Source organism: Streptomyces sp. NPDC001544 (genome assembly GCF_042894285.1).
Lineage (GTDB): Bacteria > Actinomycetota > Actinomycetes > Streptomycetales > Streptomycetaceae > Streptomyces.
The window spans coordinates 461,599-485,430 of the sequence record NZ_JBIAVN010000004.1; the positions used below are offsets into that span (position 1 = coordinate 461,599).

At 70.5% G+C, this 23,832-nt stretch carries 22 protein-coding genes; 13 read left to right on the plus strand and 9 right to left on the minus strand.

The annotated features are described in order from the left end of the window. Positions 1-26: 26 nt before the first annotated feature. Both ACFY0F_RS14935 and ACFY0F_RS14940 read right to left on the minus strand, forming a co-directional pair. Entirely contained in the window at positions 27-770 is a 744-nt protein-coding gene (locus ACFY0F_RS14935) for a Clp protease N-terminal domain-containing protein (RefSeq protein WP_388793171.1), read from the minus strand. Between the two features lie 62 nt (positions 771-832). Next, positions 833-1,459 (minus strand): LysE family translocator, encoded by a 627-nt coding sequence (locus ACFY0F_RS14940; protein ID WP_388793173.1) that lies wholly within the window; start codon positions 1,457-1,459, stop codon positions 833-835. Positions 1,460-1,633: 174 nt separating this feature from the next. On the opposite strand from ACFY0F_RS14940, the gene ACFY0F_RS14945 reads away from it, so the two are divergent. Beyond that, positions 1,634-2,740 (plus strand): DUF2786 domain-containing protein, encoded by a 1,107-nt coding sequence (locus tag ACFY0F_RS14945; protein WP_388793175.1) that lies wholly within the window; start codon positions 1,634-1,636, stop codon positions 2,738-2,740. A 27-nt stretch (positions 2,741-2,767) separates the two neighbouring features. On the opposite strand, the gene ACFY0F_RS14950 is transcribed toward ACFY0F_RS14945, so the two are convergent. Continuing rightward, complete coding sequence (locus ACFY0F_RS14950; protein ID WP_388793177.1) at positions 2,768-3,283, minus strand: DUF4232 domain-containing protein; 516 nt, start codon at positions 3,281-3,283, stop codon at positions 2,768-2,770. 79 nt (positions 3,284-3,362) lie between these two features. Continuing rightward, positions 3,363-3,896, minus strand: coding sequence for a hypothetical protein (locus ACFY0F_RS14955; RefSeq protein ID WP_388793179.1), 534 nt, complete (start codon positions 3,894-3,896; stop codon positions 3,363-3,365). Positions 3,897-4,370: 474 nt separating this feature from the next. On the opposite strand from ACFY0F_RS14955, the gene ACFY0F_RS14960 reads away from it, so the two are divergent. Next, complete coding sequence (locus tag ACFY0F_RS14960) at positions 4,371-4,640, plus strand: DUF397 domain-containing protein (RefSeq protein WP_388793180.1); 270 nt, start codon at positions 4,371-4,373, stop codon at positions 4,638-4,640. Between the two features lie 146 nt (positions 4,641-4,786). On the opposite strand, the gene ACFY0F_RS14965 is transcribed toward ACFY0F_RS14960, so the two are convergent. Next, positions 4,787-5,263, minus strand: coding sequence for an ATP-binding protein (locus ACFY0F_RS14965; protein WP_388793182.1), 477 nt, complete (start codon positions 5,261-5,263; stop codon positions 4,787-4,789). 354 nt (positions 5,264-5,617) lie between these two features. Between ACFY0F_RS14965 and ACFY0F_RS14970 the strand changes: the two genes are divergently transcribed. The 3 genes from ACFY0F_RS14970 (at position 5,618) to ACFY0F_RS14980 (ending at position 8,714) form a co-directional block, all read left to right on the plus strand. Continuing rightward, complete coding sequence (locus ACFY0F_RS14970) at positions 5,618-6,442, plus strand: helix-turn-helix domain-containing protein (protein WP_388793227.1); 825 nt, start codon at positions 5,618-5,620, stop codon at positions 6,440-6,442. A gap of 157 nt (positions 6,443-6,599) precedes the next feature. Further along, entirely contained in the window at positions 6,600-8,060 is a 1,461-nt protein-coding gene (locus tag ACFY0F_RS14975) for an aldehyde dehydrogenase family protein (protein WP_388793184.1), read from the plus strand. Between the two features lie 105 nt (positions 8,061-8,165). Further along, complete coding sequence (locus ACFY0F_RS14980; protein WP_388793185.1) at positions 8,166-8,714, plus strand: DinB family protein; 549 nt, start codon at positions 8,166-8,168, stop codon at positions 8,712-8,714. Here the strand turns inward: ACFY0F_RS14980 and ACFY0F_RS14985 are convergent. Both ACFY0F_RS14985 and ACFY0F_RS14990 read right to left on the minus strand, forming a co-directional pair. After that, positions 8,708-10,120, minus strand: a complete 1,413-nt coding sequence (locus ACFY0F_RS14985) for a glutamate decarboxylase (protein WP_388793187.1) — start codon at positions 10,118-10,120, stop codon at positions 8,708-8,710. The genes ACFY0F_RS14980 and ACFY0F_RS14985 overlap by 7 nt on opposite strands. Positions 10,121-10,151: 31 nt before the next feature. Beyond that, a complete protein-coding gene (locus ACFY0F_RS14990; RefSeq protein WP_388793189.1) occupies positions 10,152-11,438 on the minus strand; it encodes an ion channel protein in 1,287 nt (428 codons plus the stop codon). 112 nt (positions 11,439-11,550) lie between these two features. On the opposite strand from ACFY0F_RS14990, the gene ACFY0F_RS14995 reads away from it, so the two are divergent. Then, entirely contained in the window at positions 11,551-12,312 is a 762-nt protein-coding gene (locus tag ACFY0F_RS14995) for a MerR family transcriptional regulator (RefSeq protein ID WP_388793191.1), read from the plus strand. Positions 12,313-12,427: 115 nt separating this feature from the next. Continuing rightward, a complete protein-coding gene (locus ACFY0F_RS15000; RefSeq protein ID WP_388793192.1) occupies positions 12,428-13,375 on the plus strand; it encodes a DedA family protein in 948 nt (315 codons plus the stop codon). A 4-nt stretch (positions 13,376-13,379) separates the two neighbouring features. Here ACFY0F_RS15000 and ACFY0F_RS15005 read toward each other — a convergent pair whose 3' ends face one another. Together ACFY0F_RS15005 and ACFY0F_RS15010 are read right to left on the minus strand one after the other, a co-directional pair. Continuing rightward, positions 13,380-15,038 (minus strand): threonine/serine exporter ThrE family protein, encoded by a 1,659-nt coding sequence (locus ACFY0F_RS15005; protein WP_388793194.1) that lies wholly within the window; start codon positions 15,036-15,038, stop codon positions 13,380-13,382. 116 nt (positions 15,039-15,154) lie between these two features. After that, positions 15,155-15,646 carry an inorganic diphosphatase gene (locus ACFY0F_RS15010; protein WP_030342671.1) on the minus strand — a complete coding sequence of 164 codons (492 nt, stop codon included), beginning with the start codon at positions 15,644-15,646 and terminating at the stop codon, positions 15,155-15,157. 79 nt (positions 15,647-15,725) lie between these two features. Between ACFY0F_RS15010 and dacB the strand changes: the two genes are divergently transcribed. The 6 genes from dacB to folE all read left to right on the plus strand — a co-directional run bounded on the left by dacB (position 15,726) and on the right by folE (position 23,742). Next, positions 15,726-17,333 carry a D-alanyl-D-alanine carboxypeptidase/D-alanyl-D-alanine-endopeptidase gene (gene dacB / locus ACFY0F_RS15015; RefSeq protein WP_388793196.1) on the plus strand — a complete coding sequence of 536 codons (1,608 nt, stop codon included), beginning with the start codon at positions 15,726-15,728 and terminating at the stop codon, positions 17,331-17,333. Between the two features lie 456 nt (positions 17,334-17,789). Next, positions 17,790-18,917 (plus strand): zinc-dependent metalloprotease, encoded by a 1,128-nt coding sequence (locus ACFY0F_RS15020; protein WP_388793198.1) that lies wholly within the window; start codon positions 17,790-17,792, stop codon positions 18,915-18,917. Positions 18,918-19,110: 193 nt separating this feature from the next. Further along, positions 19,111-20,151: a tRNA lysidine(34) synthetase TilS gene (gene tilS, locus ACFY0F_RS15025; protein ID WP_388793200.1), complete on the plus strand. Its 1,041-nt coding sequence runs from the start codon at positions 19,111-19,113 to the stop codon at positions 20,149-20,151. Positions 20,152-20,224: 73 nt separating this feature from the next. Continuing rightward, positions 20,225-20,785 (plus strand): hypoxanthine phosphoribosyltransferase, encoded by a 561-nt coding sequence (gene hpt, locus ACFY0F_RS15030; protein ID WP_388793202.1) that lies wholly within the window; start codon positions 20,225-20,227, stop codon positions 20,783-20,785. Positions 20,786-20,981: 196 nt separating this feature from the next. Continuing rightward, positions 20,982-23,021: an ATP-dependent zinc metalloprotease FtsH gene (gene ftsH / locus ACFY0F_RS15035; RefSeq protein WP_388793229.1), complete on the plus strand. Its 2,040-nt coding sequence runs from the start codon at positions 20,982-20,984 to the stop codon at positions 23,019-23,021. Positions 23,022-23,136: 115 nt separating this feature from the next. Continuing rightward, on the plus strand, positions 23,137-23,742 hold the full coding sequence (gene folE / locus ACFY0F_RS15040; RefSeq protein WP_388793204.1) for a GTP cyclohydrolase I FolE: 606 nt from the start codon (positions 23,137-23,139) through the stop codon (positions 23,740-23,742). Positions 23,743-23,832 lie beyond the last annotated feature (90 nt).

Here is a 23,832-nt window from a genome sequence, read left to right on the forward strand (position 1 = left end):
CTGACAATCGCCGTGACCTGCGGTTCTCAGCTCTCCTGGGCGCTCTGCCCCGGTCCGTTCGCCAGCAGTGACAGTGCCTTGGCGAGGTACGTCTCGGTCGCCGCCTTGGAGATGCCGAGCCCGCTGAGCACGCCCTCCCCGTTCTCGTGCTCCAGCAGGGCCAGCAGGATGTGCTCGGTGCCGATGTAGTTGTGGCCGAGCCGGAGGGCCTCGCGGAAGGTGAGTTCCAGGACCTTCTTGGCTTCCGGACCGTAGGGGACGAGGTCGGGGGCGTTCTCCGCGGCCGACGGGAGCGCCGCGGTCGCGGCCTGGCGTACGGCGTCCAGCAGGACGCCCTGCGCGGTGATCGCCTTGGCGGCCAGCCCCTCCGGCTCGGTCAGCAGCCCGAGGACCAGGTGCTCGGGACGGCCCTCGGGGTTGCGGGCCGCCACCGACTCGTTGTGCGCGGCCATGACCACGTTCCGCGCGCGGGGGGTGTAGCGGTTGAAGCCCTGGCTGGGGTCGAGGTCGGCCGACTCCTTCGGCACGAAGCGCTTCTGCGCCGCCTGCCGGGTGACGCCCATGCTCTTGCCGATGTCGGTCCAGGAGGCGCCGGAGCGCCGTGCCTGGTCCACGAAGTGACCGATCAGGTGGTCGGCGACGTCGCCGAGGTGATCGGCGGCGATCACCGCGTCCTGAAGCTGCTCCAGGGGTTCGGTGTGGGCCTTCTTGATGGCCTGGATGAGGTCGTCGAGACGCACGGAGCCCGTGCCCGGTGAGTTCGTCGTCATGTGTCAACCATAGGTTGACACCCTAAGGTCGTCAACCCGAAGTTGACACTTCGCCCCGTCGTCTACTTCGGCGAAGCCGCCAGCCGCACCGCCAGCCCCGCGAACACGGTCCCGCTGAACAGATCCAGCGCCCGCTCCACCCGCCGGCTACGCCGCAGCAGCGTGGCGAGCCTGCCGGAGAGCAGCCCGATCGTGCCGTCCACCAGCAGTCCCATCACCGTGATCGTGCCGCCGAGGACGAGGAACTGCTCGCGCACATGACCCAGTTCGGGGTTCACGAACTGCGGCAGGAAGGAGACGTCGAAGAGGATCACCTTCGGGTTCAGCAGATTGGTGACGGCCCCGCGCCAGAAGGCCCGCCGCCGCCCCGCGCCCTCGGACCCGTCCGCCCCGACCGGCGTGGAACCCCCGCGGAACGCCTTGACCGCGAGGTACAGCAGATAGGCGGCGCCCGCCCAGCGCAGCACGTGGTAGAGCGTCGGCAGCGTCAGGAAGAGTGCCGACAGTCCGAGAGCCGCGGCGACCGTGTGCACGAACATCGCGCAGGCCACCCCGACGGCGGCCGTCACCCCCGCCGAGGGCCCGCCCCGGCCGCCCATCGCGACGATGAACATCATGTCGGGGCCGGGAGTGATGCAGAGCGCGAACGCGGCGACGAGGAACGCAGCGTAGAGAGACGTGTCCATCATGCCGAGCATGCTCGTGGCGGCACCGGAGTACGGCGACAGGTTTTCGAGACGTGAGATGCCAGGGTGTCCGAGACGGCGGCCGGCCGGAGACTCCGGCGCCGGTGTGACCGGACTTTGTCCACAGGCTGTGGGCGGCCCCCGCCCGCTGTCGGCGGCCCATGGCACGATCGACGGGTGAGCAGCGAAACCAGCACCGTCGAGCGAGCCTTCCGGGCCGCCCTGTACGACGATTCCGAGGCAGGGCTGGACACGGGTGCCTCCCTCCTCGCCGCCGATCCCGGGGCGGACGCCGGGCTGGCCCGGCGCGGGGAGGAGTTCGTCGAGGCGGCCTGGCGACGCGGCTGGCAGCCCGGCGACGTCGTACGGCTGGTGCGGCGCGAACTGGACGACGTACACGTGTCCCTGGCGGCGGAGCTGATCCGCGCACAGGCGCCGAGGGACCGGCCGCGCGGCCGGCGCTGGACCGCGCAGCTCGACGCCCTCCCGGCCGGACCGGCGCACGGGGCCGACCGCTTCTCGCACGCCACCGCCGTCCTCGAGCTGTACCGCCTGCTGCTGCGCCTTCCCGCCCTGGAACCCCTGGATGAGCCCCGGCGGGAGCCGCAGCGGCCGGCGTCCCGCATGCTCACCCGGATCCGCGCGCTGCTCGCCAAGGCGGAGGCGACCGGGTTCCCGGAGGAGGCGGAGGCGCTGAGCGCCAAGGCGCAGGAGCTGATGGCCCGGCACAGCATCGACGAGGCGCTGCTCGCGGCCGGGGCCCCCTCGGCGGACGCGCCCGGTGCCTGCCGGATCGGAGTGGAGCCGCCGTACGAACAGGCCAAGGCGGTCCTGCTCGACGCGGTCGCCACCGCCAACCACTGCCGGGCGGTGTGGAACGAACCGCTCGGCTTCTCCACGGTCGTCGGCTTCGAGCCCGACCTGGAGGCGGTCGAACTGCTCTACACCTCGCTGCTCGTGCAGGCCTCGCACGCGATGACGAAGGCCGAGGCGGCCCAGCGGGCCGGTGGCCGCAAGCGCACGAAGACGTTCCGGCAGTCCTTCCTCGCCTCCTACGCCCACCGCGTCGGCGAGCGTCTCGCGGCCGCCGCCGAGACGCAGGTCACCCAGGACCTGCTCCCGGTCCTCGCCAGCCGCGAAATAGCCGTGACCGGCCGACTGGAGGCCCTGTTCCCGCGGACCACCACGACCCGTCTGCGTGGGGTGAGCGACGAGGCGGGCTGGACGGAGGGCGCACGGGCGGCGGACCGGGCCCAGGTCAGGGCCCGGCCGCGGCTCGATTAGGCCCTACCCGGCCCCGGTCGCCCGGTCTCAGTCGCCCACCTGCTGGAAGGCGCTCACGAAGGCCTGGTCGCCCGGCTTGTTCTTCCCGGCGACGGGACCGTACTTCCAGGGGAAGCTCTGGCTGTCGGTGCCACCGGGCAGGGTGATCTTGAGGGTCTTGGCCGCGAGGCTGTTCCTGCCGCCCGCCGCGCCCCGCACATAGCTGATGGTGAAGGACGCGGAGTCACCCTTGACGAGCTTCAGCTTCTGCGCCTTCGCGCCCTGCTGTGCGGAGAGGACCACCGTGGTGCCGCCCCCTTCGAGGGTGGCGCCGGGGAAGTGTTCCAGCGTGCAGGGCGCGCTCTGGTTGGTGAGGCTGACGGGGATCTCGCCCGTGTCCCCGGCGGCCGGTGCCAGGCTCGCGGAACCCACCTGGACGGAGACACCGCCGATCTTGCAGGCGGAGCTGGACTTGCCCTTGTCGCCGCTGTCGCCGCCGCTGTTGCAGGCGGTCAGGACGAGTGCGGCGGCGAGGGTGGTGACGGTGAGCGGAATGGCGCGCATGAGTGGAGTCCCTGTCGAGGTCTTGACGGTCCCCAGCATCATGGTGCCTGCGCGCGCGGACCCTCCGCGCGCCCCACCGCTACGGAGTGCCGATGCTCGCGGTGGCGAGCCCCGAGGGGAGCTTGCCGCCCTCGGCCCTGGTGTACGTCTCCTTGCCGAGCTTGCCCGACCAGGTGATCGTCAGGGAGTTCTTGCCCGCCGAGTCCACCATTCCGGTCGTCCGGTCTTTGCCGCCGTCGGCGCAGGCCAGGTGGAGCATCTGCATTCCGGCCTCCTCGCCGGCGGCCCCGCTGCACACGGTGCCGCCGGTCACGAAGAGCGCCGCCTTCTTGCCGGTGACCACCAGGGCCACGGCCTTGCCGTCGTGCGTGGCCAGCCAGCTGCCCTGCAGGCCGCCGGACGCGCCCGTGACCCCGCCCGTACCGCTGCCGGTGTCCGCGGGGGAGGCCCCGGCGGAGGACCCGGCCGGGCTCGGGCTCGTCGAGGCGTCGTCGGAACCGCCCCCGCCGCCGCAGGCGGTGAGCGCGAGCGCGCCCGCCAGCCCCGCGGTCACGGCCGCGGCCCGCACCCTCGTGCGCGCCGCCGGGGCCACCCTCGTAGTCGGCGAAGTCACTGCAAGCTCCCGAGCTGTAGGCGGAAACGGCCGCCGGTTGGCCGCTGGGACCGCAGCAAGCTACCAGCCCGACCCCGGCGGTCTTCCGGGCGCCCGGTAGGTGTTTCCTGTGCGGACGCCGATCCGGCCGGTCACGCAAACCGGGCCGTTATGTGAAGACTGGAACAGTAAGGGCCCGCCACGCGTCTGTTGTTAGTGCGGGAACGATTCGATCCCGACGACCCGGCGCGGCCGACGACGAGGAAGATCATGTACGGGGGCCCGGCATGCGCATGTCCTGGGAGTACCGGGGCACATGCCGCGACGGCTTCGGTGACTGGTCGGTAAAGCACTCGTCAAGGCTGTAACCGGAGGAACACCTCACGTGCACGTGCATCTGCTCATGCATCTGCACGTGAAGGGGTTATGATCCGGACCAGTTGACCACCGCATCTATGGCCACAACAGCCAAAGTGCACCACCGGGGAGCGACCTGTGGACCGCGACGTTGACGGCGTGTACGGGGGGTACGACGTGTACAACGGCATGGCTGCCACGCAGCTGGACGGCGTGGCCTGGCAGAAGAGCAGGCACAGCAATTCGCAGGGTTCTTGTGTGGAGTTCGCCCGGCTGCCGGGAGGGGACGTGGCGGTGCGCAACTCGCGCTTCCCGGACGGTCCCGCGCTCGTCTACACGCGCGCGGAGATCGAGGCGATGCTGCTGGGCGTCAAGGACGGCGAGTTCGACCACCTGATAGCCGGCTGATCCGGCCGATCCGGCAGGTCCGGCCGATCAGTCGGCTGGGCCACGGAAGGGCAGAAGAAACGGGTGGCGAGGGCAGGCCGGGACAAACGTGACATCGCGCCGGTGAACGCGCGTAGAAACGCGGCGCCGGACGGCGCCGCGTCGTGTCATTCGTCCGGCTGCAGCCGGAACAGCGCCCAGACGACCTTGCCGCCCAGGGTGCCCGCCAGTGGGTGCCAGCCCCAGCTGTCGCTGAAGGAGTCGACCAGGAACAGGCCGCGGCCCGACTCGGCCGAGCAGTCGTCCGAGTCGCGCGCGACCGGGGTGTCATGGCTGGGGTCGCGCACCGCGCACACCAGCCGCGCGGTGCACCGCATCAGATGGAGCCGCACCGAAGAGGCCTCGTCCGGGCACCGCCCGGCGTCCTCCGGCAGCGCGTGCCGCAGGGCGTTGGTGACGAGTTCGGAGACGACCAGGCATATGTCGTCGAAGCGGTCGCCCAGGGTCCACTGGTCGAGGGTCCGGCGGGTGAACCGGCGGGCCTCGCGGACCGCGTCGTAGCGGGCGGGCAGAGCACAGGAGGCGGCGTTGGACACGGCGTCCGGATCCAGCGGCGGAAGGCCCTGCCTTAACGGCTCGAGCATGGTCGATCCATTCGTCCCCATGCGAGGCACTCCCGGGAATTCGCGGTCGTTGCGATGCAGCGGTGGCGCGAGACCATGGTTTCGGATGCGCACAACAGATGCAAGGGCAGATGCACGTGCACGCGACCGAATTGGGTGCACCCGTACCACTTGTTGGCCATTTTTTCCGCCAACCTGACGTACGTCGGACACCTCTTCCTTGCGGGTCGCTGTGTGACATCATGCGCGTCTTTCCGTTTCCGTAACCGGACGAGTACTGCTCGAAGTGTTTTAGTGGCAGACTGCGGCCCCTGAAGACGGTTGGGGAGGCTGGCGAACGTGAGCGCGGGAGAGCCGGGATCGGTGGTGCGGCGCATGCTGCTCGGATCACAACTCAGGCGACTGCGTGAATCGCGGGGGATCACGCGCGAGGCGGCGGGCTACTCGATCCGCGCCTCCGAGTCGAAGATCAGCCGGATGGAGCTGGGCCGGGTGAGCTTCAAGACGAGGGACGTGGAAGACCTGCTGACGCTGTACGGCATCACGGACGAGGCCGAACGCGACTCCCTGCTCTCCCTCGCCAAGGAGGCCAACGTGGCAGGGTGGTGGCACAGCTACTCCGACGTGCTGCCGAGCTGGTTCCCCACCTATGTGGGACTGGAGGGCGCGGCCTCGCTGATCCGGGCGTACGAGGTGCAGTTCGTGCACGGCCTGCTGCAGACGGAGGAGTACGCCCGCGCGGTCGTGCGGCGCGGTATGAAGGGCGCGAGCACGGCCGATGTCGAGCGGCGGGTGGCGCTGCGCCTGGAGCGGCAGAAGTACCTGGTCGCCGAGAACGCCCCCGACCTCCACGTCGTCCTCGACGAGGCCGCCCTGCGCCGCCCGTACGGCGACCGCGAGGTGATGCGCGGGCAGCTCCAGCACCTGATCGAGATCTCCGAGCGCCCCAACGTCCGGCTGCAGGTCATGCCGTTCAGCTTCGGCGGCCACTCGGGCGAGAGCGGCGCCTTCACCATCCTCAGCTTCCCCGAGTCCGACCTGTCGGACGTGGTCTACCTGGAGCAGCTCACCAGCGCGCTCTACCTGGACAAGCGCGAGGACGTCGCCCAGTACGAGCAGGTCCTCAAGGAACTCCAGCAGGACAGCCCCGGCCCGGACGAGAGCCGGGACCTGCTGCGGGGACTGCTGCAACTTTCCTGACGCACGGTGAACCCGTTCTCGCAGGCCGTCGTCTCCCCAGGTGGCGCCCAACTCAGCGCAATCACAAGTACGATGACGTGTGATCAGTCTCATCGGACCGTGAAGTTGATCGGGTGTCTGTCTCGACCGCTTCGGCAGCAAGGGATCGGGGGATCACATGTCGTCCTGCTTCACCGACCTGTCCCAGCAGTACATAGACGGTGAGTGGCGCCAGGGCACCGGATCCTGGGACATCATCGACTTCAACCCGTACGACGGCGAGAAGCTGGCCTCGATCACCATCGCCACCGCGGACGAGGTCGACGAGGCCTACCGGGCGGCCGCCCGGGCGCAGCGGGAGTGGGCCGAGACCAATCCGTACACCCGTCGCGCCTTCTTCGAGAGGGTCCTGCGCCTCGTCGAGGAGCGGGAGCACCAGATCACCGAGATGATCATCGCTGAGCTCGGCGGCACACGGATGAAGGCCCAGCTGGAACTGCACCTGGCCAAGGAGTTCCTGCGTGAGGCGGCCGGGCTGGCGCTGCGCTGCGAGGGCCGGATCCTGCCCTCGCCGATCGACGGCAAGGAGAACCGCCTCTACCGCGTCCCGGTCGGCGTGGTGGGCGTCATCAGCCCCTTCAACTTCCCGTTCCTGCTGTCGGTCAAGCCGGTCGCCTCCGCCCTCGCGCTCGGCAACGCCGTCGTCCTCAAACCGCACCAGGACACCCCGGTCTGCGGTGGCACGCTGCTCGCCAAGCTCTTCGAGGACGCGGGTCTGCCGCCCGGCGTGCTGAACGTGGTGCTCACCGACATAGCCGAGATAGGTGACGCCTTCATCGAGCACCCGGTCCCCAAGCTGATCTCCTTCACCGGCTCCGACAAGGTCGGCCGGCACATCGCCACCGTGTGCGCCGCGCAGCTCAAGCGCACGGTCCTCGAACTGGGCGGCAACAGCGCGCTGGTGGTGCTGGACGACGCCGACATCGACTACGCGGTGGACGCGGCCGTCTTCAGCCGGTACGCCGACCAGGGACAGGTCTGCATGGCCGCCAACCGCGTCCTGGTGGACCGCTCGGTGGCGGACGAGTTCACCGAGAAGTTCGTCGCCAAGGTGAGAACGCTCAAGGCCGGAGACCCCAGCGACCCGCAGACGGTCATCGGACCGGTCATCAACTCCCTGCAGGCCAACGCCCTCTCCGCCGCGATCGAGCAGGCCGTCACCGAGGGCGCCACACTCCTGGTGGGGGGCACGACCACCGACAACCTGGTGCAGCCCTCCGTCCTGACGGACGTGCCCACCGACTCCTCCCTGCTGCACAAGGAGATCTTCGGCCCCGTCGCCCTGCTCGTCCCCTTCGACGGCGAGGAGGAGGCGGTCCGTATCGTCAACGACACCCCGTACGGCCTCAGCGGCGCCGTCCACACCGCCGACGTCGAGCGGGGCGTCTCCTTCGCGAAGCGGATCGACACCGGCATGTTCCACGTGAACGACGGCACGATCCACGACGAGCCCCTCGTCCCCTTCGGCGGCGAGAAGCACTCCGGGATCGGCCGGCTGAACGGCGAGACCACACTGGACGCCTTCACCACGCTGAAGTGGATCTCCGTGCAGTACGGGCGGAGCATGTTCCCCTTCTGAGGAAACTCCCCGCACGCGAAGACTTGCGGACAGAACCTGACCGCAAGGGTCCGTAACGTCGTCGGTGTCAGGCAGCAGGAGCCAACCGACGAAAGGCGGCCGGTCATGGTCACTCACGTACGAGCCGAGGCGCAGGGCGACGAGCGGGGGGCGCTGCTCTCCTTCCTCGCGGAGCAGCGCGGCGGTATCCGGCGGGCGGTGCTGGGGCTCACCGAGGAGCAGGCCGCGAGCCGGCCCAGCGCGAGTGAGCTGTCCCTGGCCGGGCTGGTCAAGCACGTCGCCGAGACCGAGCAGGGCTGGGTGGCCCGGGCCAAGGGCGAGCCGCCGGCCGTCAAGCGGGACGAGTCGAACTGGCACGAGTGCTTCCGGCTGGCCGAGGGCGAGACCCTCGCCTCGCAGCTGGCGTACTGGGAGCAGGTCGCCGCCGAGACCGAGGAGTTCATCCGCTCCGCCCCGAGCCTCGACGACACCTTCCCGCTGCCGGACGCCCCCTGGTTCCCGCCGGACGAGTCCGTCTCGCTGCGCTGGCTCTGTCTGCACCTGATCCGGGAGACCGCCCGGCACGCCGGCCACGCCGACATCATCCGGGAGTCGCTGGACGGGAAGACGGCGTTCGAGCTGGTCGCCCTGGAAAAGGCTGCGGACGGTCAGTGATGGAACCCGGTGGCCGCCTCCCGGTCCTTCGTCGCAGGGTGTGACTGCCGGCGCAGCTCGGGCAGCAGACGGCGCAGGTCCTCCGTGAACATCTCGGCGAGGTCGGCGGAGAAACCGTTGCGGCACACCACCCGCAGGACGGCCAGGTCCTCCCGGTTGGGCGGGAAGGTGTAGGCGGGGACCAGCCAGCCGTTCTCCCGCAGGCGCCGGGAGACGTCGAAGACGTCGTACGCCGTGACGTCCTCGGCGGTGGTGAAGGCGAAGACCGGCAGCTCGTCACCCCGGGTCAGCAGCCGGAAGTCGCCCAGCGCCTCGATCCGGTCGGCCAGGCCCCGCGCCACGTCGCGCGTGGCCTGCTGCACCGCCCGGAAGCCCTCCCGGCCCAGCCGCAGGAACGTGTAGTACTGGGCGACGACCTGGGCGCCCGGCCGGGAGAAGTTGAGGGCGAACGTCGGCATGTCCCCGCCGAGGTAGTTGACGCGGAAGACGAGCTCCTCCGGGAGGGCCTCCTTGTCCCGCCACAGCGCCCAGCCGACCCCGGGGTAGACCAGCCCGTACTTGTGCCCGGAGGTGTTGATGGAGGCCACGCGCGGGAGGCGGAAGTCCCACACCAGGTCCTCGTCCAGGAACGGCGCGACCATGGCGCCGGACGCGCCGTCCACGTGCACCGGGACGTCGAGGCCGCTCCGCGCCTGGAGGTCGTCCAGGGCCGCGCACAGGTCGGCGATCGGCTCGTACGACCCGTCGAAGGTGGAGCCGAGGATGCCGACGACCCCGATGGTGTTCTCGTCGCACAGCTCGGCCGCCGCCTGCGGGTCGAGGTGGTACCGGTCGCCCTCCATGGGCACCAGGCGGGCCTCCACCTCCCAGAAGTTGCAGAACTTCTCCCAGCACACCTGCACGTTGACGCCCATGACCAGGTTCGGGCGGGCGTCCGCCGACGGGTAGCGGTCGGCGTTGCGCCGCATCCAGCGCCGCTTGAGCGCCATTCCGGCGAGCATGCACGCCTCGCTGGAGCCGGTCGTCGAACACCCGACGGCGGCCGACGGGTCCGGCGCGTGCCACAGGTCGGCGAGCATCGCCACACAGCGCCGCTCCAGCTCGGCGGTGCGCGGGTACTCGTCCTTGTCGATCATGTTCTTGTCCCGGCACTCGGCCATCAGCGCCCCGGCCTGCGGCTCCATCCAGGTGGTGACGAAAGTGGCCAGGTTCAGCCGGGCGTTGCCGTCCAGCATCAGCTCGTCGTGCACGATCTGCGCCGCCGTGGTGGGCGGCAGCGGTCCGTCGGGGAGCCGGTTCTTGGGCGGCGCCTCGGTCATCTCGACGACCGGGTTCGCATCCCCGAAGAACGGGTTGACGGACATGGGCCGCTCGTCGGGCTTCCCGGGGCCTTTGTGCAGTGCCATGGAGGTGTCTCCCTGGAGGGTGTCGAGAGGATCAGCGGACGGAGGTCCCGTCGGCGCGCAACTGCATCTGGGGCCGCCCCGTCACCAGCAGCCAGGCCGGCAGCGAGGCGATGCACAGCAGGGCGAAGATCGTCGGTGAGGCCACGAGGACCCCGGCCGTGAACAGGCTGATCCAGCCCTGTCGGGTGACGGCCAGCAGGACGCCCAGCACGCCCGCCGCCACACCCACCGCCGGTTGTACACCAGGGACGAGGGCGTGGGCGGCGAGTCCGAAGGCGGCGCCGATGAAGACGGACGGGAAGATCCGTCCGCCGCGGAACCCGCAGGACGCGGCGACGAGCAGCGCGGCGAGCTTCACCACCGCCATCGTCGCGAACTGCCCCGCCGTCCAGCCGTCGGGGTTCCGGGCCAGCGTCTCCACCTCGCCCAGTCCCTTGAAGAGCGTCAGATGACCGCCCAGTGCCCCGAGCAGGCCGAGGACGGCCCCGCCCACGGGGAGCGCCAGCATCGGGTGCCGCAGCCGCCGGAACGCGCCGTGGACGTGCGGGAAGCCGTACACCGCGCACATGCCGAACACGGCGGCCAGGCAGGCGACGACCAGCGCGGCGGCCAGGTCGCCCCAACCCGGGTGGCCGCCGACCGGCGGCAGGCCGAGGTCGAAGGTGGGGTGGGCCAGCAGGGTGGTCGTCATGGCGCCCACGGCCCCCGCGGCCAGCGGCGCGAAGAGGTTGTCCCACAGTGCGCCCTGCAGCTGCCGCCCGGCCAGCGCCTCGGAGAGCACCAGCGCCGCCGCCACCGGCGTGCCGAACAGGGCGCCGATCGTCGCCGCCTCCGCCAGCACCGGCCACATGGCACCCGGCATCCGGGGGATCAGCCTGCTGCCCAGCCAGAAGGCGAGCGCCACGTTCGTCGCGATGATGGGGTTCTCCGGGCCGAGGCTGGGTCCGCCGGCCAGCATCAGCGCGGTCGCCAGCAGCAGGCCGGGCACCACCGTGAGGGGCAGCACCGGGGCGCTGAGCCCCACGGTGGCCGGGTCGGGGCCCGCGTGACCGGGGACCTTCCACACGACCAGTCCCACGGCGATCCCGGTCGCGGTGAGCATGACCATCATCCACAGCACGGAGTACCGGCCGATGCCCAGCGCGTCGGGCAGCGGACCCCACAGCACCCCCTGCAGCCGTTCGGCCAGACCGCTCACCAGCAGGTAGAGGAGACTGGCGCCGACCCCGACCAGTACCGCGGGCAGGATCAGGGGCAGCAGGGCGCGCGCCGGTGCCGCCGGTGCGGCGGGCGCCTGCTGCGCGGTGTCCTGGGCCACGCGCCCACCATAAGTGGGCGAAGCGGACGGAACATCTCGAACGGGCCGGGGCTTGCACCTCACGTCGCGTGAGGGCTCAGCGTAGAGGCGTACCGAGAAGGGAGCGGACGAAGTGAGCTACTCCGTGGGACAGGTCGCCGGTTTCGCCGGAGTCACGGTGCGCACCCTGCACCACTACGACGACATCGGCCTGCTCGCCCCGAGCGAGCGCAGCCACGCGGGTCACCGGCGCTACGGCGACGCCGACCTCGACCGGCTGCAGCGGATCCTGTTCTACCGGGAGCTCGGCTTCCCGCTCGACGAGGTCGCGGTCCTGCTCGACGATCCGGACGCGGACCCGCGCGCGCACCTGCGCCGGCAGCACGAACTGCTGACCGCCCGGATCGAGAAGCTGCGGAAGATGGCCGAGGCCGTGGAGCACGCCATGGAGGCACGCAAGATGGGGATCGATCTCACGCCGGAGGAGAAGTTCGAGGTGTTCGGGGACAAGGACCCCGAGGACTACGCCGAGGAGGCCGAGCGGCGCTGGGGCGGAACGCACAGCTACGAGGAGTCGCAGCGCCGCGTGGCCCGCTACACCAAGGACGACTGGAAGCGGATCCAGACCGAGGTCGCCGAGTGGGGGCAGGCGTACTCGGCGCTCATGGCAGCGGGGGAGCCGCCGACGTCGGAGCGGGCGATGGACCTCGCCGAGGCGCACCGGCAGCACATCAGCAAATGGTTCTTCGAGTGCCATGTGAAGACCCACCAGGGGCTGGCGGAGATGTACATCTCCGACGAGCGCTTCCGCGCGTTCTACGAGGCGATGCACCCGGGCCTGCCCGAACACCTCGGTGCGGCGATCGCGGCGAACGCCGCCCGCCACGCCGGGTGACCTCCCCGGTCCCGGAGGCACCGGTGGAACCTGGGGCGGACGCGGCGCGTTGATAGCTTTGTGCGGCCGCACAAGCACGCGGCGATCGCCTTCACCCCCACAGGAGCCCGGACCCGTGATGACACTCGCCCTCGGCCCGAGCTGGCTGGACCCCAACTATCTGCTCGACACGTACAGCATCTGGGGCCTGCTCCTCATCGTCTTCGCCGAGTCCGGCCTGCTCATCGGCTTCTTCCTGCCGGGTGACTCGCTGCTGTTCACCTGCGGGCTGCTGATCACGTCCGGCGACCTGGACTTCCCGCTGTGGGGGGCGATCGCCCTGATCTGCCTCGCCGCGATCCTCGGCGACCAGGCGGGCTACATGTTCGGCAAGAAGGTCGGCCCGTCCCTGTTCAACCGGCCCGACTCACGCCTGTTCAAGCAGGAGAACGTCACCAAGGCGCACGAGTTCTTCGAGAAGTACGGCCCGAAGTCCCTGGTCCTGGCCCGTTTCGTGCCCATCGTGCGGACGTTCACGCCGATCATCGCCGGTGTCAGCGGCATGCGGTACCGCTCGTTCCTGACCTTCAACGTCATCGGCGGTGTCCTGTGGGGCGCGGGTGTGACCCTGCTCGGCTCGTGGCTGGGCAAGGTCGACTTCGTCAACAAGCACATCGAGCTGATCCTCATCCTGATCGTGCTCGTCTCGGTGATCCCGATCGCCATCGAGTTCCTCCGGGCCCGCTCCAAGGCCAAGAACGCCCCGCCCGCCGAACCGGCCCGGCAGCAGCCCCCCGTCATGGACGACGCGACGACCCGGCTGCGCCGCATCGAGCCGGACCAGCAGTACGAGCCCTACCAGCAGGAGCAGCAGCGGGAACAGCAGCAGGGCTGGAACCAGGGCTACGACAACCAGGGCTACGACCAGCAGCAGTACGAGCAGCACTACGGCCAGCAGCAGTACGACCAGCAGCAGTACGACCAGCAGGAGTACCAGCAGCAGTACGACCGGCAGCAGTACCCGCAGGAATACGGCCAGCAGCAATACCCGCGGGACTACAACCAGGGAAACTACCGCCAGTAGGCCCTCAGAACCCCCGGGTCCGCTTGGCCGCCCGCCGGCCCTCAGCGGAGCCGAACCGCAGGAACAGGCGGGAGATCTCCGAGCCCAGGTTCACTCCGATCGCGATGGCCATGGCGAGCGACGCCGCCTTGGCCAGCGACACCAGGCCCTTGTTCACGTCGTTCTGCGCCATCGCCAGCAGCCCGAAGTAGGTGGCCGAGCCCGGCAGCAGCGGCCCGATCGCCGCCGTGGTGTACGGCAGGGCGGAGGCGAACCGGTAGCGGGACAGCAGCTGCCCGAACAGGCCGACCAGCCCCGCCGCCACGGCCGTGGCGGCCACCGGTGAGATGTCACCGGCGTAGCGCATCGCCCCGTAAACCGACCAGGCGACACCGCCGTTGAGGGTCACCGCCAGCACGGTGGAACGTTCCTGCTGGAGAAGCACGGCGAAGGTCAGCGACAGCAGCATCGACGCGGCGATCTCCAGCAACGGGCGGTCGGCGATGTTCAGCGACGCGTCCGGATTGAGCTTGGCGCCGAACTTGACGCCGAAGTACAGCACCACCAGCACACCGGTGACGATGCCGACGAAGAAGTACATGACCTCCAGCAGTCGCGCTGAGGCGGTGATGTAGAACCCGGTCAGCCCGTCCTGCACGCCCGCCACCAGCGCCCGCCCCGGCAGCAGCGCGAACAGCCCACCGGTGATGACCGCGGAGGCCGCCACATCGACGTGCGTGGCCGTGAGCGTCACGCCGATCGCCGCGGGCGGCATCGCGGCCACCGTGAACTGGTAGAACTCCGGAAGCCCGCGCCCCGCGCACAGCCACGCCAGCCGGTCGCCGAGCATCGCGCCCAGCGCGGCCGCCACGAACACCAGCAGGTCACCGCCGACCAGCAGGGAGGCCGCGCCCGCCAGCAGCCCCGCGGCCAGCGTGAGCGCCCAGCCGGGGTACGGGTGCCGGTTACGGCGGATCTCGGCGAGCCGGCGGTAGGCCTCCTCGAGCGAGATGCTGGTCTCCGGGTCGGTCAGGTCGTCCACGAGCCGGAAGACCGCCGAGAGCCGGGTGTAGTCGGTGCCCCGGCGCCGCACCGTCCGGGACGCGGTGACCGGGTCCTCCACCAGGGACGGCTGGTGGGAGATGGACAGCAGGGTGAAGGTGACGTTCGGCTCGCACCGGTCCAGCCCGTAGCTGCGGCAGACCGCGAACATCGCGGCCTCCACGTCCTCGGCGTTCTCGCCGCCCGCGAGCAGCAGCTCACCGATACGCAGGGTCAGGTCGAGGACGCGCGGGACGGCCGGGCCGCCCTCGTCGACCTTCTGCACCGGCTCCGGCGCGGGCCGCTCCGCCACCGGCATGCGCAGCATCGTGCGCATCCGGTCCTGCCAGGGGGCGTCCTTGACCAGGCTGACCGCCGGTATCCCGTTCGGCGGGGTGAAGGCGGGCGCGGACTGGGCGCTGTAGGTGCTGGGCGTACTGAACGCCGACCCCTCCGGCTCGGGACCGGCCGGCTGCGGCGTGTCCAGTCCCCGCGGCACGGCGAACTCGGAGGTGGTCTCGGCCTCACCGCCGGTCCTGGACAGGGCAAGCCCGGCCGGGATGGCGAACTCGGACGTCATCTCCGGGTCGTACGAGCTTCTCGCCTCGTCCGACCGAGGCTTGCGCTCCTCCGCCTCCGTCACTCCTGAAATCTCCCTGGACGACCGTCTGCGTAAGCCAGTATGCGCATGACCACGCGAGCGGGCCGCGGCATCCCCTCGGGTTGCCGCGGCCCGCGATCATCAAACCGTCGGGTCGGTCAGTGGCCGCCCTGCTCCTTGAAGCGCTTGTACGACCGCTCGATCTCCACCTCGGCGTCCGTACGGCCCACCCAGTTGGCGCCCTCGACCGACTTGCCGGGCTCCAGGTCCTTGTAGACCTCGAAGAAGTGCTGGATCTCCAGGCGGTCGAACTCGGACACGTGGTGGATGTCACGCAGGTGCTCCACACGCGGGTCGGTGGCCGGCACGCACAGCAGCTTGTCGTCGCCGCCCGCCTCGTCCGTCATCCGGAACATGCCGATCGCACGGCACCGGATCAGGCAGCCCGGGAAGGTCGGCTCGTCAAGGATGACCAGCGCGTCCAGCGGGTCGCCGTCCTCGCCGAGGGTGTTCTCGACGAAGCCGTAGTCGGTCGGGTAGGCGGTCGAGGTGAAGAGACGACGGTCCAGGCGGATCCGACCGGTCTCGTGGTCCACCTCGTACTTGTTCCGCGAACCCTTCGGAATCTCGATCGTGACGTCGAACTCCACCGGTGGCTCCTCCATGATCAGCACATAGTTCTGGTGGTTAAGTGTCCCTCACGCAGGTGTGTGATCGCGAAAGGGGCTGGTGGTAGTGCCAGAGCTGAGGCCTTGGCGAGCCGCGAGACCGCATGCGGAGCGGTTCGCGAACGCTGTACGACCGCTGCTGGCACGGGCCGCGACGGCCACGAAACCGCGGGTCGCGCGGGTGACGCGGGCCGTCGGACCACGGCTCGCGGCGCTCGTACGACCCCCTCGTCCGCGGCCCGTCACGACCTGGCAGTACATCGTGTGCGCCGCCGTCGCCGGGCTGGCACTGGCTTGCGGCGCGGTGACCGCGGCCGGCCCCTGGGACGCCGACGGTCAGCGTACGGCCGAGCGGCACCGGGCGGCCGCCCTGGAGCGGTCAGGTGGCACAGATCACGGCGGCGGCTCCGGCGGGACCGTCGCCGGCCCGCGCCCCGCGCCGAGCGCCGCGTCCGTCCTGACGGCCCTCGGCGGCACCACGACCACGGTGAAGTCGGCGCCGGGGGAGAAGTCCCTCGCGGACGTCCTGAAACCCCTGCTGGACTCCTCGGCGCTCGGCCGGGACCACACCGCCGCCGTCGTCGACGTGGCCACCGGCCGGCGCCTGTACGGCGCCGGCGCGGGCAAGGCCATGACCCCCGCCTCCACCACCAAGATCGCCACCGCCGTCGCCGCCCTGTCCGCACTCGGCGCCGACCACCGCCTCACCACCCGCGCCGCCTTCGAACCGGACACCGGGGAGCTCGTCCTGGTGGGCGGCGGCGACCCGACCCTCACCGCCCACGACGAGGCCGACGGAGGCTGGGCCGGCCTGCGCGTCCTGGCCCGGGACACCGCCGCCGCACTGAAGAAGCGCGGAGTCCACCAGGTCACCCTGTCCTACGACACCACCCTCTACGCGGGCTCCGAACTGCACCCCATCGGCGTGAACGACAACCTCGCCCCGGTCAGCGCCCTGATGGCCGACGAGGGCCGCACCGACGACTCCGCCCACGGCCCGGTGGCCCGGGTGGCCGACCCGGCGGCCGACGCGGCCCGCAAGTTCGCGGCGTTCCTGGCCAACGCCGGGATCAGGACGACGTCCCCCGGCCCGTCCAAGGCGACCGCTCGCGCGAACACCCTGGCGACCGTCTCCTCGCCGCCGCTGTCCGCGCTGGTCGAACGCATGCTGACCAACAGCGACAACGACATCGCCGAGGCCCTGGCCCGCCAGACCGCCCTCGCGACCGGCCGACGCCCGAGCTTCGACGGCGGCGCGGCGGCGATCGCCGCCCGGCTGAGGACGCTCGGCCTGCCGGTGACCGGCGCGGTCTTCCACGACGGCAGCGGACTGAACCGGGACGACAGACTGACCGCGGACCTGCTCACGGCCCTGCTCGTCGAGGCCGGATCCCCCCGGCACCCCGAACTCCGCCCCGTCCTCACCGGCCTCCCCGTAGCGGGCTTCACCGGCACCCTGAGCAGCCGCTACACGGACGGCGCCGCCGGCCTGGTCCGCGCCAAGACGGGCACGCTGACCGGCGTCAACACCCTGGCGGGCACAGTGGTCGACCACGACGGCCGCCTCCTGGCCTTCGCCTTCCTGACCTCCGACACGACAGACCCGGACCAGGCCCAGAAAACCCTGGACCGAACGGCGTCGGCGTTGGCGAACTGCGGCTGCGACTAAGGCGTGTCCGGCGGATCATGCCGCAGACGCGGGGCTTGGCACGCCCTCCCCCACTCTCGGCTTCGCTCGAGCGGGCGGTGCCCCCACCGGCGTTGTCGTCGGTCGCCGACTCCCCCACGCTCGAACGAGCTCGCGCGGGGGGACCCCCATCGCGTCGACGCCCTCCTCCGCCTTGCGGCCGGACGCTCCCCCACGCTCGAATCAGCTCGCGCGGGGGCACCCCCATTCGCCCCGCTCACCAGCGCCGATGAGGCACCGCCCGTGCCCTGCGACCTGATCCGCCGGACAGGCCCCAGCCACGTCCACCCGCTGCGCGGCCGTGGGCGACCACGCCTCGCCACCGCCGTGGGGGAGGGTGGGCACGGCCGACAGCTCCGGGTGCGCTGCAATCAGGCCCCGGCCCCTGCCGACCCCAACGCCCTGCCCCCAGCGCCGGCGCTAACGTACGGTTGACACATGACGAGCATCGGTGCCTCTTCAGGGATGGTCGACTGGAACCTCGCGGTGGCGACCGCGACCCGGCTCGTGCGGCCGGGCCCCGACGTCAGCCGCGACGAGGCACGGGCCGTCGTCGCGGAGCTGCGCCGCCACGCCAAAGCCTCGGAGGAACACGTCCGGGGCTTCACTCGTATGGAGACCGAGGAAGGCCACGACACGCCCGTCCTGGTCGTCGACCGCCCGGGCTGGGTCCGGGCCAACGTCGCCGGTTTCCGGGAGATCCTCAAGCCGCTGCTGGAGAAGATGCAGGAGCGGCGCGGCAACACCCCGGGCGGCGCGGTCCTCGGTACCGTCGGCGGCAAGGTGACCGGCGTGGAACTGGGCATGCTGCTGTCCTTCCTGGCCTCCCGGGTCCTCGGCCAGTACGAGACCTTCGCCCCCGCCACCCGTGAACTCCCGGCGGGCCAGAACGGCGGCGGCCGGCTGCTGCTCGTCGCGCCGAACATCGTCCACGTGGAGCGTGAGCTCGACGTGGATCCCCATGACTTCCGCCTGTGGGTGTGCCTGCACGAGGAGACGCACCGCACGCAGTTCACCGGCGTGCCCTGGCTGCGCGACCACCTCGAGGGCGAGATCCAGTCCTTCCTGGCGGAGACCGACGTCGACCCGATGACCGTCCTGGAACGCGTCCGGGAGGCCGCGCAGTCGCTCGCCGGGGGCCGCCCCGAGGGCGAGGAGGACGACGGCGGCCGGTCCTTCGTGGAGCTGGTGCAGACCCCGGCCCAGCGCGAGATCCTCGGCCGGCTCACCGCCGTGATGTCGCTCCTGGAGGGCCACGCCGATTTCGTGATGGACGGGGTCGGCCCGCAGGTCGTACCGACCGTCGCGGAGATCCGCGAGAAGTTCCAGCAGCGCCGCGCCAAGGGCGCCTCCCGCCTCGACATGGCCCTGCGCAAGCTGCTGGGCCTGGACGCCAAGCTCCGGCAGTACCGGGACGGCGAACGCTTCGTGCGGGCCGTCGTCGACCAGGTCGGCATGGACGGCTTCAACCGGGTGTGGACCTCTCCGAACACCCTTCCCACCAAGGCGGAGATCGCCAAACCGGCGGACTGGGTCGCGCGGGTGCATCGCAAGGCCGAGTCGTGAAACCGGCGGGGAAGTCGTGAAGTGAATCCGGCCGACGGCAGGCGAACGCCCCTCTTATCACCCGTCCGAGGGACCGTGAGCCATGCGTAGGCGTGCAATGCTCGGGGAACGGCCCGCTTCTGTCACCATCTACACACTCTGAGTGACCGAACCTCGGGCTCACCCCCCGACAACTTCATGAAGGGAACCGGACATGGGTCCCCATCCTGCGGTCGCGGCGATACGCCTGGCGGTCCGCCGCGTCCTCCACGACATCCTCAACGACCACCAGACCTCCCCCCGGACTCCGGACGGACCGGCCGAGCGCGCCCCCTCCGCGGCCGCCCCGCTCGTGCTCGTCGCCTGCTCCGGCGGCGCCGACTCCATGGCGCTCGCCTCCGCCCTCGCCTTCGAGGCCCCCAAGCTCGGCATCCGCGCCGGCGGCGTCACCGTCGACCACGGTCTGCAGGCCGGCTCCGACCTGCGCGCCCAGGAGGTCGTCCTCAGGCTGCGCGAGCTCGGCCTCGACCCGGTGGAGTCCCACGCCGTGACCGTCGGCCGCGAGGGCGGCCCCGAAGCCGCCGCCCGCGACGCCCGCTACGCCGCCCTCGACGCCGCGGCCGCCCGCCACGGCGCCACCGCGATCCTCCTCGGGCACACCCGCGACGACCAGGCCGAAACCGTCCTGCTCGGCCTCGCCCGCGGCTCCGGCATCCGCTCCCTGTCCGGGATGGCCGCGGTCTCGGGGGCCGGCGGCCGTTACCGCCGCCCCTTCCTCCACCTCGACCGGCAGACCGCCCGCAAGGCCTGCATGGTCCAGTCGCTCCCGGTCTGGGACGATCCTCACAACGCGGATCCCGCCTACACCCGCTCCCGGCTCCGCCAGGAGGGCCTGCCCGCCCTGGAGAAGGCGCTCGGCAAGGGCGTCGTCGAGGCCCTCGCCCGCACCGCCCAGCTCTCCCGCGACGACGCCGACGCCCTCGACACCTGGGCCCGCCAGGCCGAGGCCGCCGTCCGTGACTCCGCAGGTCTGCTGGAGTGCGCCAAGCTGTACGCCCTCCCGCCCGCCGTGCGCCGCCGCATCCTGCGCCGCGCCGCGATCGAGGCCGGCGCCCCGGCCGGTTCGCTGTTCGCCCGGCACATCGAAGAGGTCGACCGGCTGATCACCGGCTGGCGCGGCCAGGGAGCCATCAATCTCCCGGGCAGGGTCGTCGCCCAGCGGCAGGGTGGCAGACTGGTGATTCGGCAAGGCTGAGTCCGCGCCTCCCGGAGGGACGGTCGGCGGGCTCGGGCAGCCGCAGGCCGTAAGTGCGGGACGACCGAAAGTGATGCGGGTGGACGCGAAAGACATGGGTGCCGACCTCAAAGAGGTACTCATCACCAAGGAAGAGATCGACGCGAAGCTGGCCGAGCTGGCCGCGAAGATCGACGCTGAGTACGAGGGCAAGGACCTGCTGATCGTCGGTGTGCTCAAGGGCGCGGTGATGGTCATGGCGGACCTCGCCCGGGCGCTGTCCACCCCCCTCACGATGGATTGGATGGCCGTGTCGTCGTACGGCGCGGGCACCCAGTCCTCCGGGGTCGTGCGGATCCTCAAGGACCTCGACACCGACATCAAGGGCAGGCACGTCCTGATCGTCGAGGACATCATCGACTCCGGCCTGACCCTGTCCTGGCTGATCTCCAACCTCGGCTCGCGCGAGCCCGCCTCCCTGAAGGTGTGCACGCTGCTGCGCAAGCCCGACGCCGCGAAGGTCGCCATCGACGTGGAGTGGGTCGGCTTCGACATCCCCAACGAGTTCGTGGTGGGCTACGGCCTGGACTACGCCGAGAAGTACCGCAATCTCCCGTTCGTGGGTACGCTCGCGCCCCACGTCTACGGCGGCTGAGCTCCAGAGGGCTCAAGCACGTAAGACGATCGGGAACCCCAGCGGGTTGCTCGCCGTTGGAGCTTGCAGAGACGGGATTGCCGGCCGTCCGAACAGCTTCATGCGGCTTCGGACAACAATGCTGGGGTACCGTCAGAAGAACTGTCTTATCAAACTCACTATGGCAGGAGGGACGGGGCGGCACCGCTCCGTATGGATGGACGTGAAGCGATACTTCCGTGGGCCGGTCATGTGGATCGTGCTGGCCGTCCTTGCCGTGGTCGTGTTGATGCAGGTCGTCGGCTCGTCCGGCGGCTACAAGACGGTGGACACCGGCCAGGTCGTGGCGGCGATCAATGACAACAAGGTCGAGTCGGCGAAACTCACCACCGGCGACGAGCAGACCGTCAAGGTCACGCTCAAGGACGGTGTGAAGGTCGAAGGCAGCTCGAAGATCCAGGCGAGCTACATCGGCGACCAGGGCGTGGCCATCGCCAGCACGCTGCAGACCAAGTACCAGGACAAGCAGATCCCGGACGGCTACACGGTGTCGCCGTCCAAGCAGAACCCGTTCCTGGGTGTCCTGCTCTCCCTGCTCCCCTTCGTCCTCATCGTGGTCGTCTTCCTGTTCCTGATGAATCAGATGCAGGGCGGCGGCTCCCGGGTCATGAACTTCGGCAAGTCCAAGGCGAAGCTCATCACCAAGGACACCCCGAAGACGACGTTCACCGACGTCGCGGGCGCCGACGAGGCCGTCGAGGAGCTCCACGAGATCAAGGAGTTCCTGCAGGAGCCGGCCAAGTTCCAGGCCGTCGGCGCCAAGATCCCCAAGGGTGTGCTGCTGTACGGCCCGCCCGGCACCGGCAAGACCCTGCTCGCGCGCGCCGTCGCGGGCGAGGCGGGTGTGCCCTTCTACTCGATCTCCGGTTCCGACTTCGTCGAGATGTTCGTCGGTGTCGGTGCCTCCCGGGTCCGTGACCTGTTCGAGCAGGCCAAGGCGAACGCCCCGGCGATCGTCTTCGTCGACGAGATCGACGCGGTCGGCCGCCACCGCGGCGCCGGCCTCGGCGGCGGTCACGACGAGCGCGAGCAGACGCTGAACCAGCTGCTCGTCGAGATGGACGGCTTCGACGTCAAGGGCGGTGTGATCCTCATCGCCGCGACGAACCGGCCCGACATCCTCGACCCGGCCCTGCTGCGGCCCGGCCGCTTCGACCGCCAGATCGCGGTCGACCGCCCGGACATGCAGGGTCGTCTGGAGATCCTCAAGGTCCACCAGAAGGGCAAGCCGGTCGCCCCGGACGTCGACCTGGCCGCGGTGGCCCGTCGCACGCCGGGCTTCACCGGCGCCGACCTGTCGAACGTGCTGAACGAGGCGGCCCTGCTCACGGCCCGCAGCGACCAGAAGCTCATCGACAACAAGATGCTGGACGAGGCGATCGACCGCGTGGTCGCGGGCCCGCAGAAGCGGACCCGGATCATGTCGGACAAGGAGAAGAAGATCACCGCGTACCACGAGGGCGGTCACGCCCTGGTCGCGGCGGCCTCCCCGAACTCCGACCCGGTCCACAAGATCACGATCCTGTCGAGGGGCCGTGCCCTCGGCTACACGATGGTGCTCCCGGACGAGGACAAGTACTCGACCACGCGCAACGAGATGCTGGACCAGCTGGCCTACATGCTGGGCGGCCGCGCGGCCGAGGAGCTCGTCTTCCACGACCCGACCACGGGCGCGGCGAACGACATCGAGAAGGCCACCGCCACCGCCCGCGCGATGGTCACCCAGTACGGCATGACCGAGCGCCTGGGTGCCATCAAGTTCGGCGGCGACAACACCGAGCCGTTCCTCGGCCGTGAGATGGCTCACCAGCGCGACTACTCGGAAGAGGTCGCCGCACTGGTGGACGAGGAAGTCAAGAAGCTCATCGAGAACGCGCACAACGAGGCCTGGGAGATCCTGGTCGAGAACCGCGACGTCCTCGACAACCTGGTGCTCCAGCTCCTGGAGAAGGAGACCCTGGGCAAGGAGGAGATCGCCGAGATCTTCGCCCCGATCGTCAAGCGCCCGCCGCGGCCCGCCTGGACCGGCTCCTCCCGCCGCACGCCGTCCACCCGCCCGCCGGTGCTCTCCCCGAAGGAGCTCGCACTGACGAACGGCGCGAACGGCGCGACCCCGTCGATCAGCACGGTGAAGTCCACGACGACGGACTCCGCCCCGGCGACCGAGTCGGCCCCGGAGGACCGCCCGGAGCACTGAGGGATTCCTCGCAGCTCACCGGCCCGGGATGTAAGCCGCGCCCCCCAGGTTCTAGCCTGGGGGGCGCGGCGTTTCACATGCCCGCCGCTGAGTGACGAAGGAACGAGGCTTCACCATGACCGACCCCGTGACGCTGGACGGCGAGGGCAGAATCGGCGAGTTCGACGAGAAGCGTGCCGAGAACGCCGTCCGCGAACTCCTGATCGCGGTCGGCGAGGACCCGGACCGCGAGGGTCTGAGGGAGACCCCGGCACGGGTGGCGCGGGCCTACCGGGAGATCTTCGCGGGGCTGTGGCAGAAGCCCGAGGACGTGCTGACCACGACGTTCGACCTCGGACACGACGAGATGGTGCTCGTGAAGGACATCGAGGTCCTGAGCAGCTGCGAACACCATCTCGTGCCGTTCGTCGGAGTCGCCCACGTCGGGTACATCCCGTCCGCCGACGGCAAGATCACCGGTCTGTCGAAGCTGGCCCGGCTCGTGGACGTCTACGCCCGTCGCCCGCAGGTGCAGGAACGACTCACCACGCAGATCGCCGACTCCCTGATGGAGATCCTGGAGCCCCGGGGCGTGATCGTGGTCGTCGAGTGCGAGCACATGTGCATGTCGATGCGGGGCGTGCGCAAGCCCGGGGCGAAGACCATAACCTCGGCGGTGCGCGGTCAGCTTCGCGACTCGGCGACGCGCAACGAGGCCATGAGCCTGATCATGGCGCGCTAGGGCCTGTCCGGCGGATCATGCCGCAGACGCGGGGCTTGGCACGCCCTCCCCCACTCTCGGCTTCGCTCGAGCGGGCGGTGCCCCCACCGG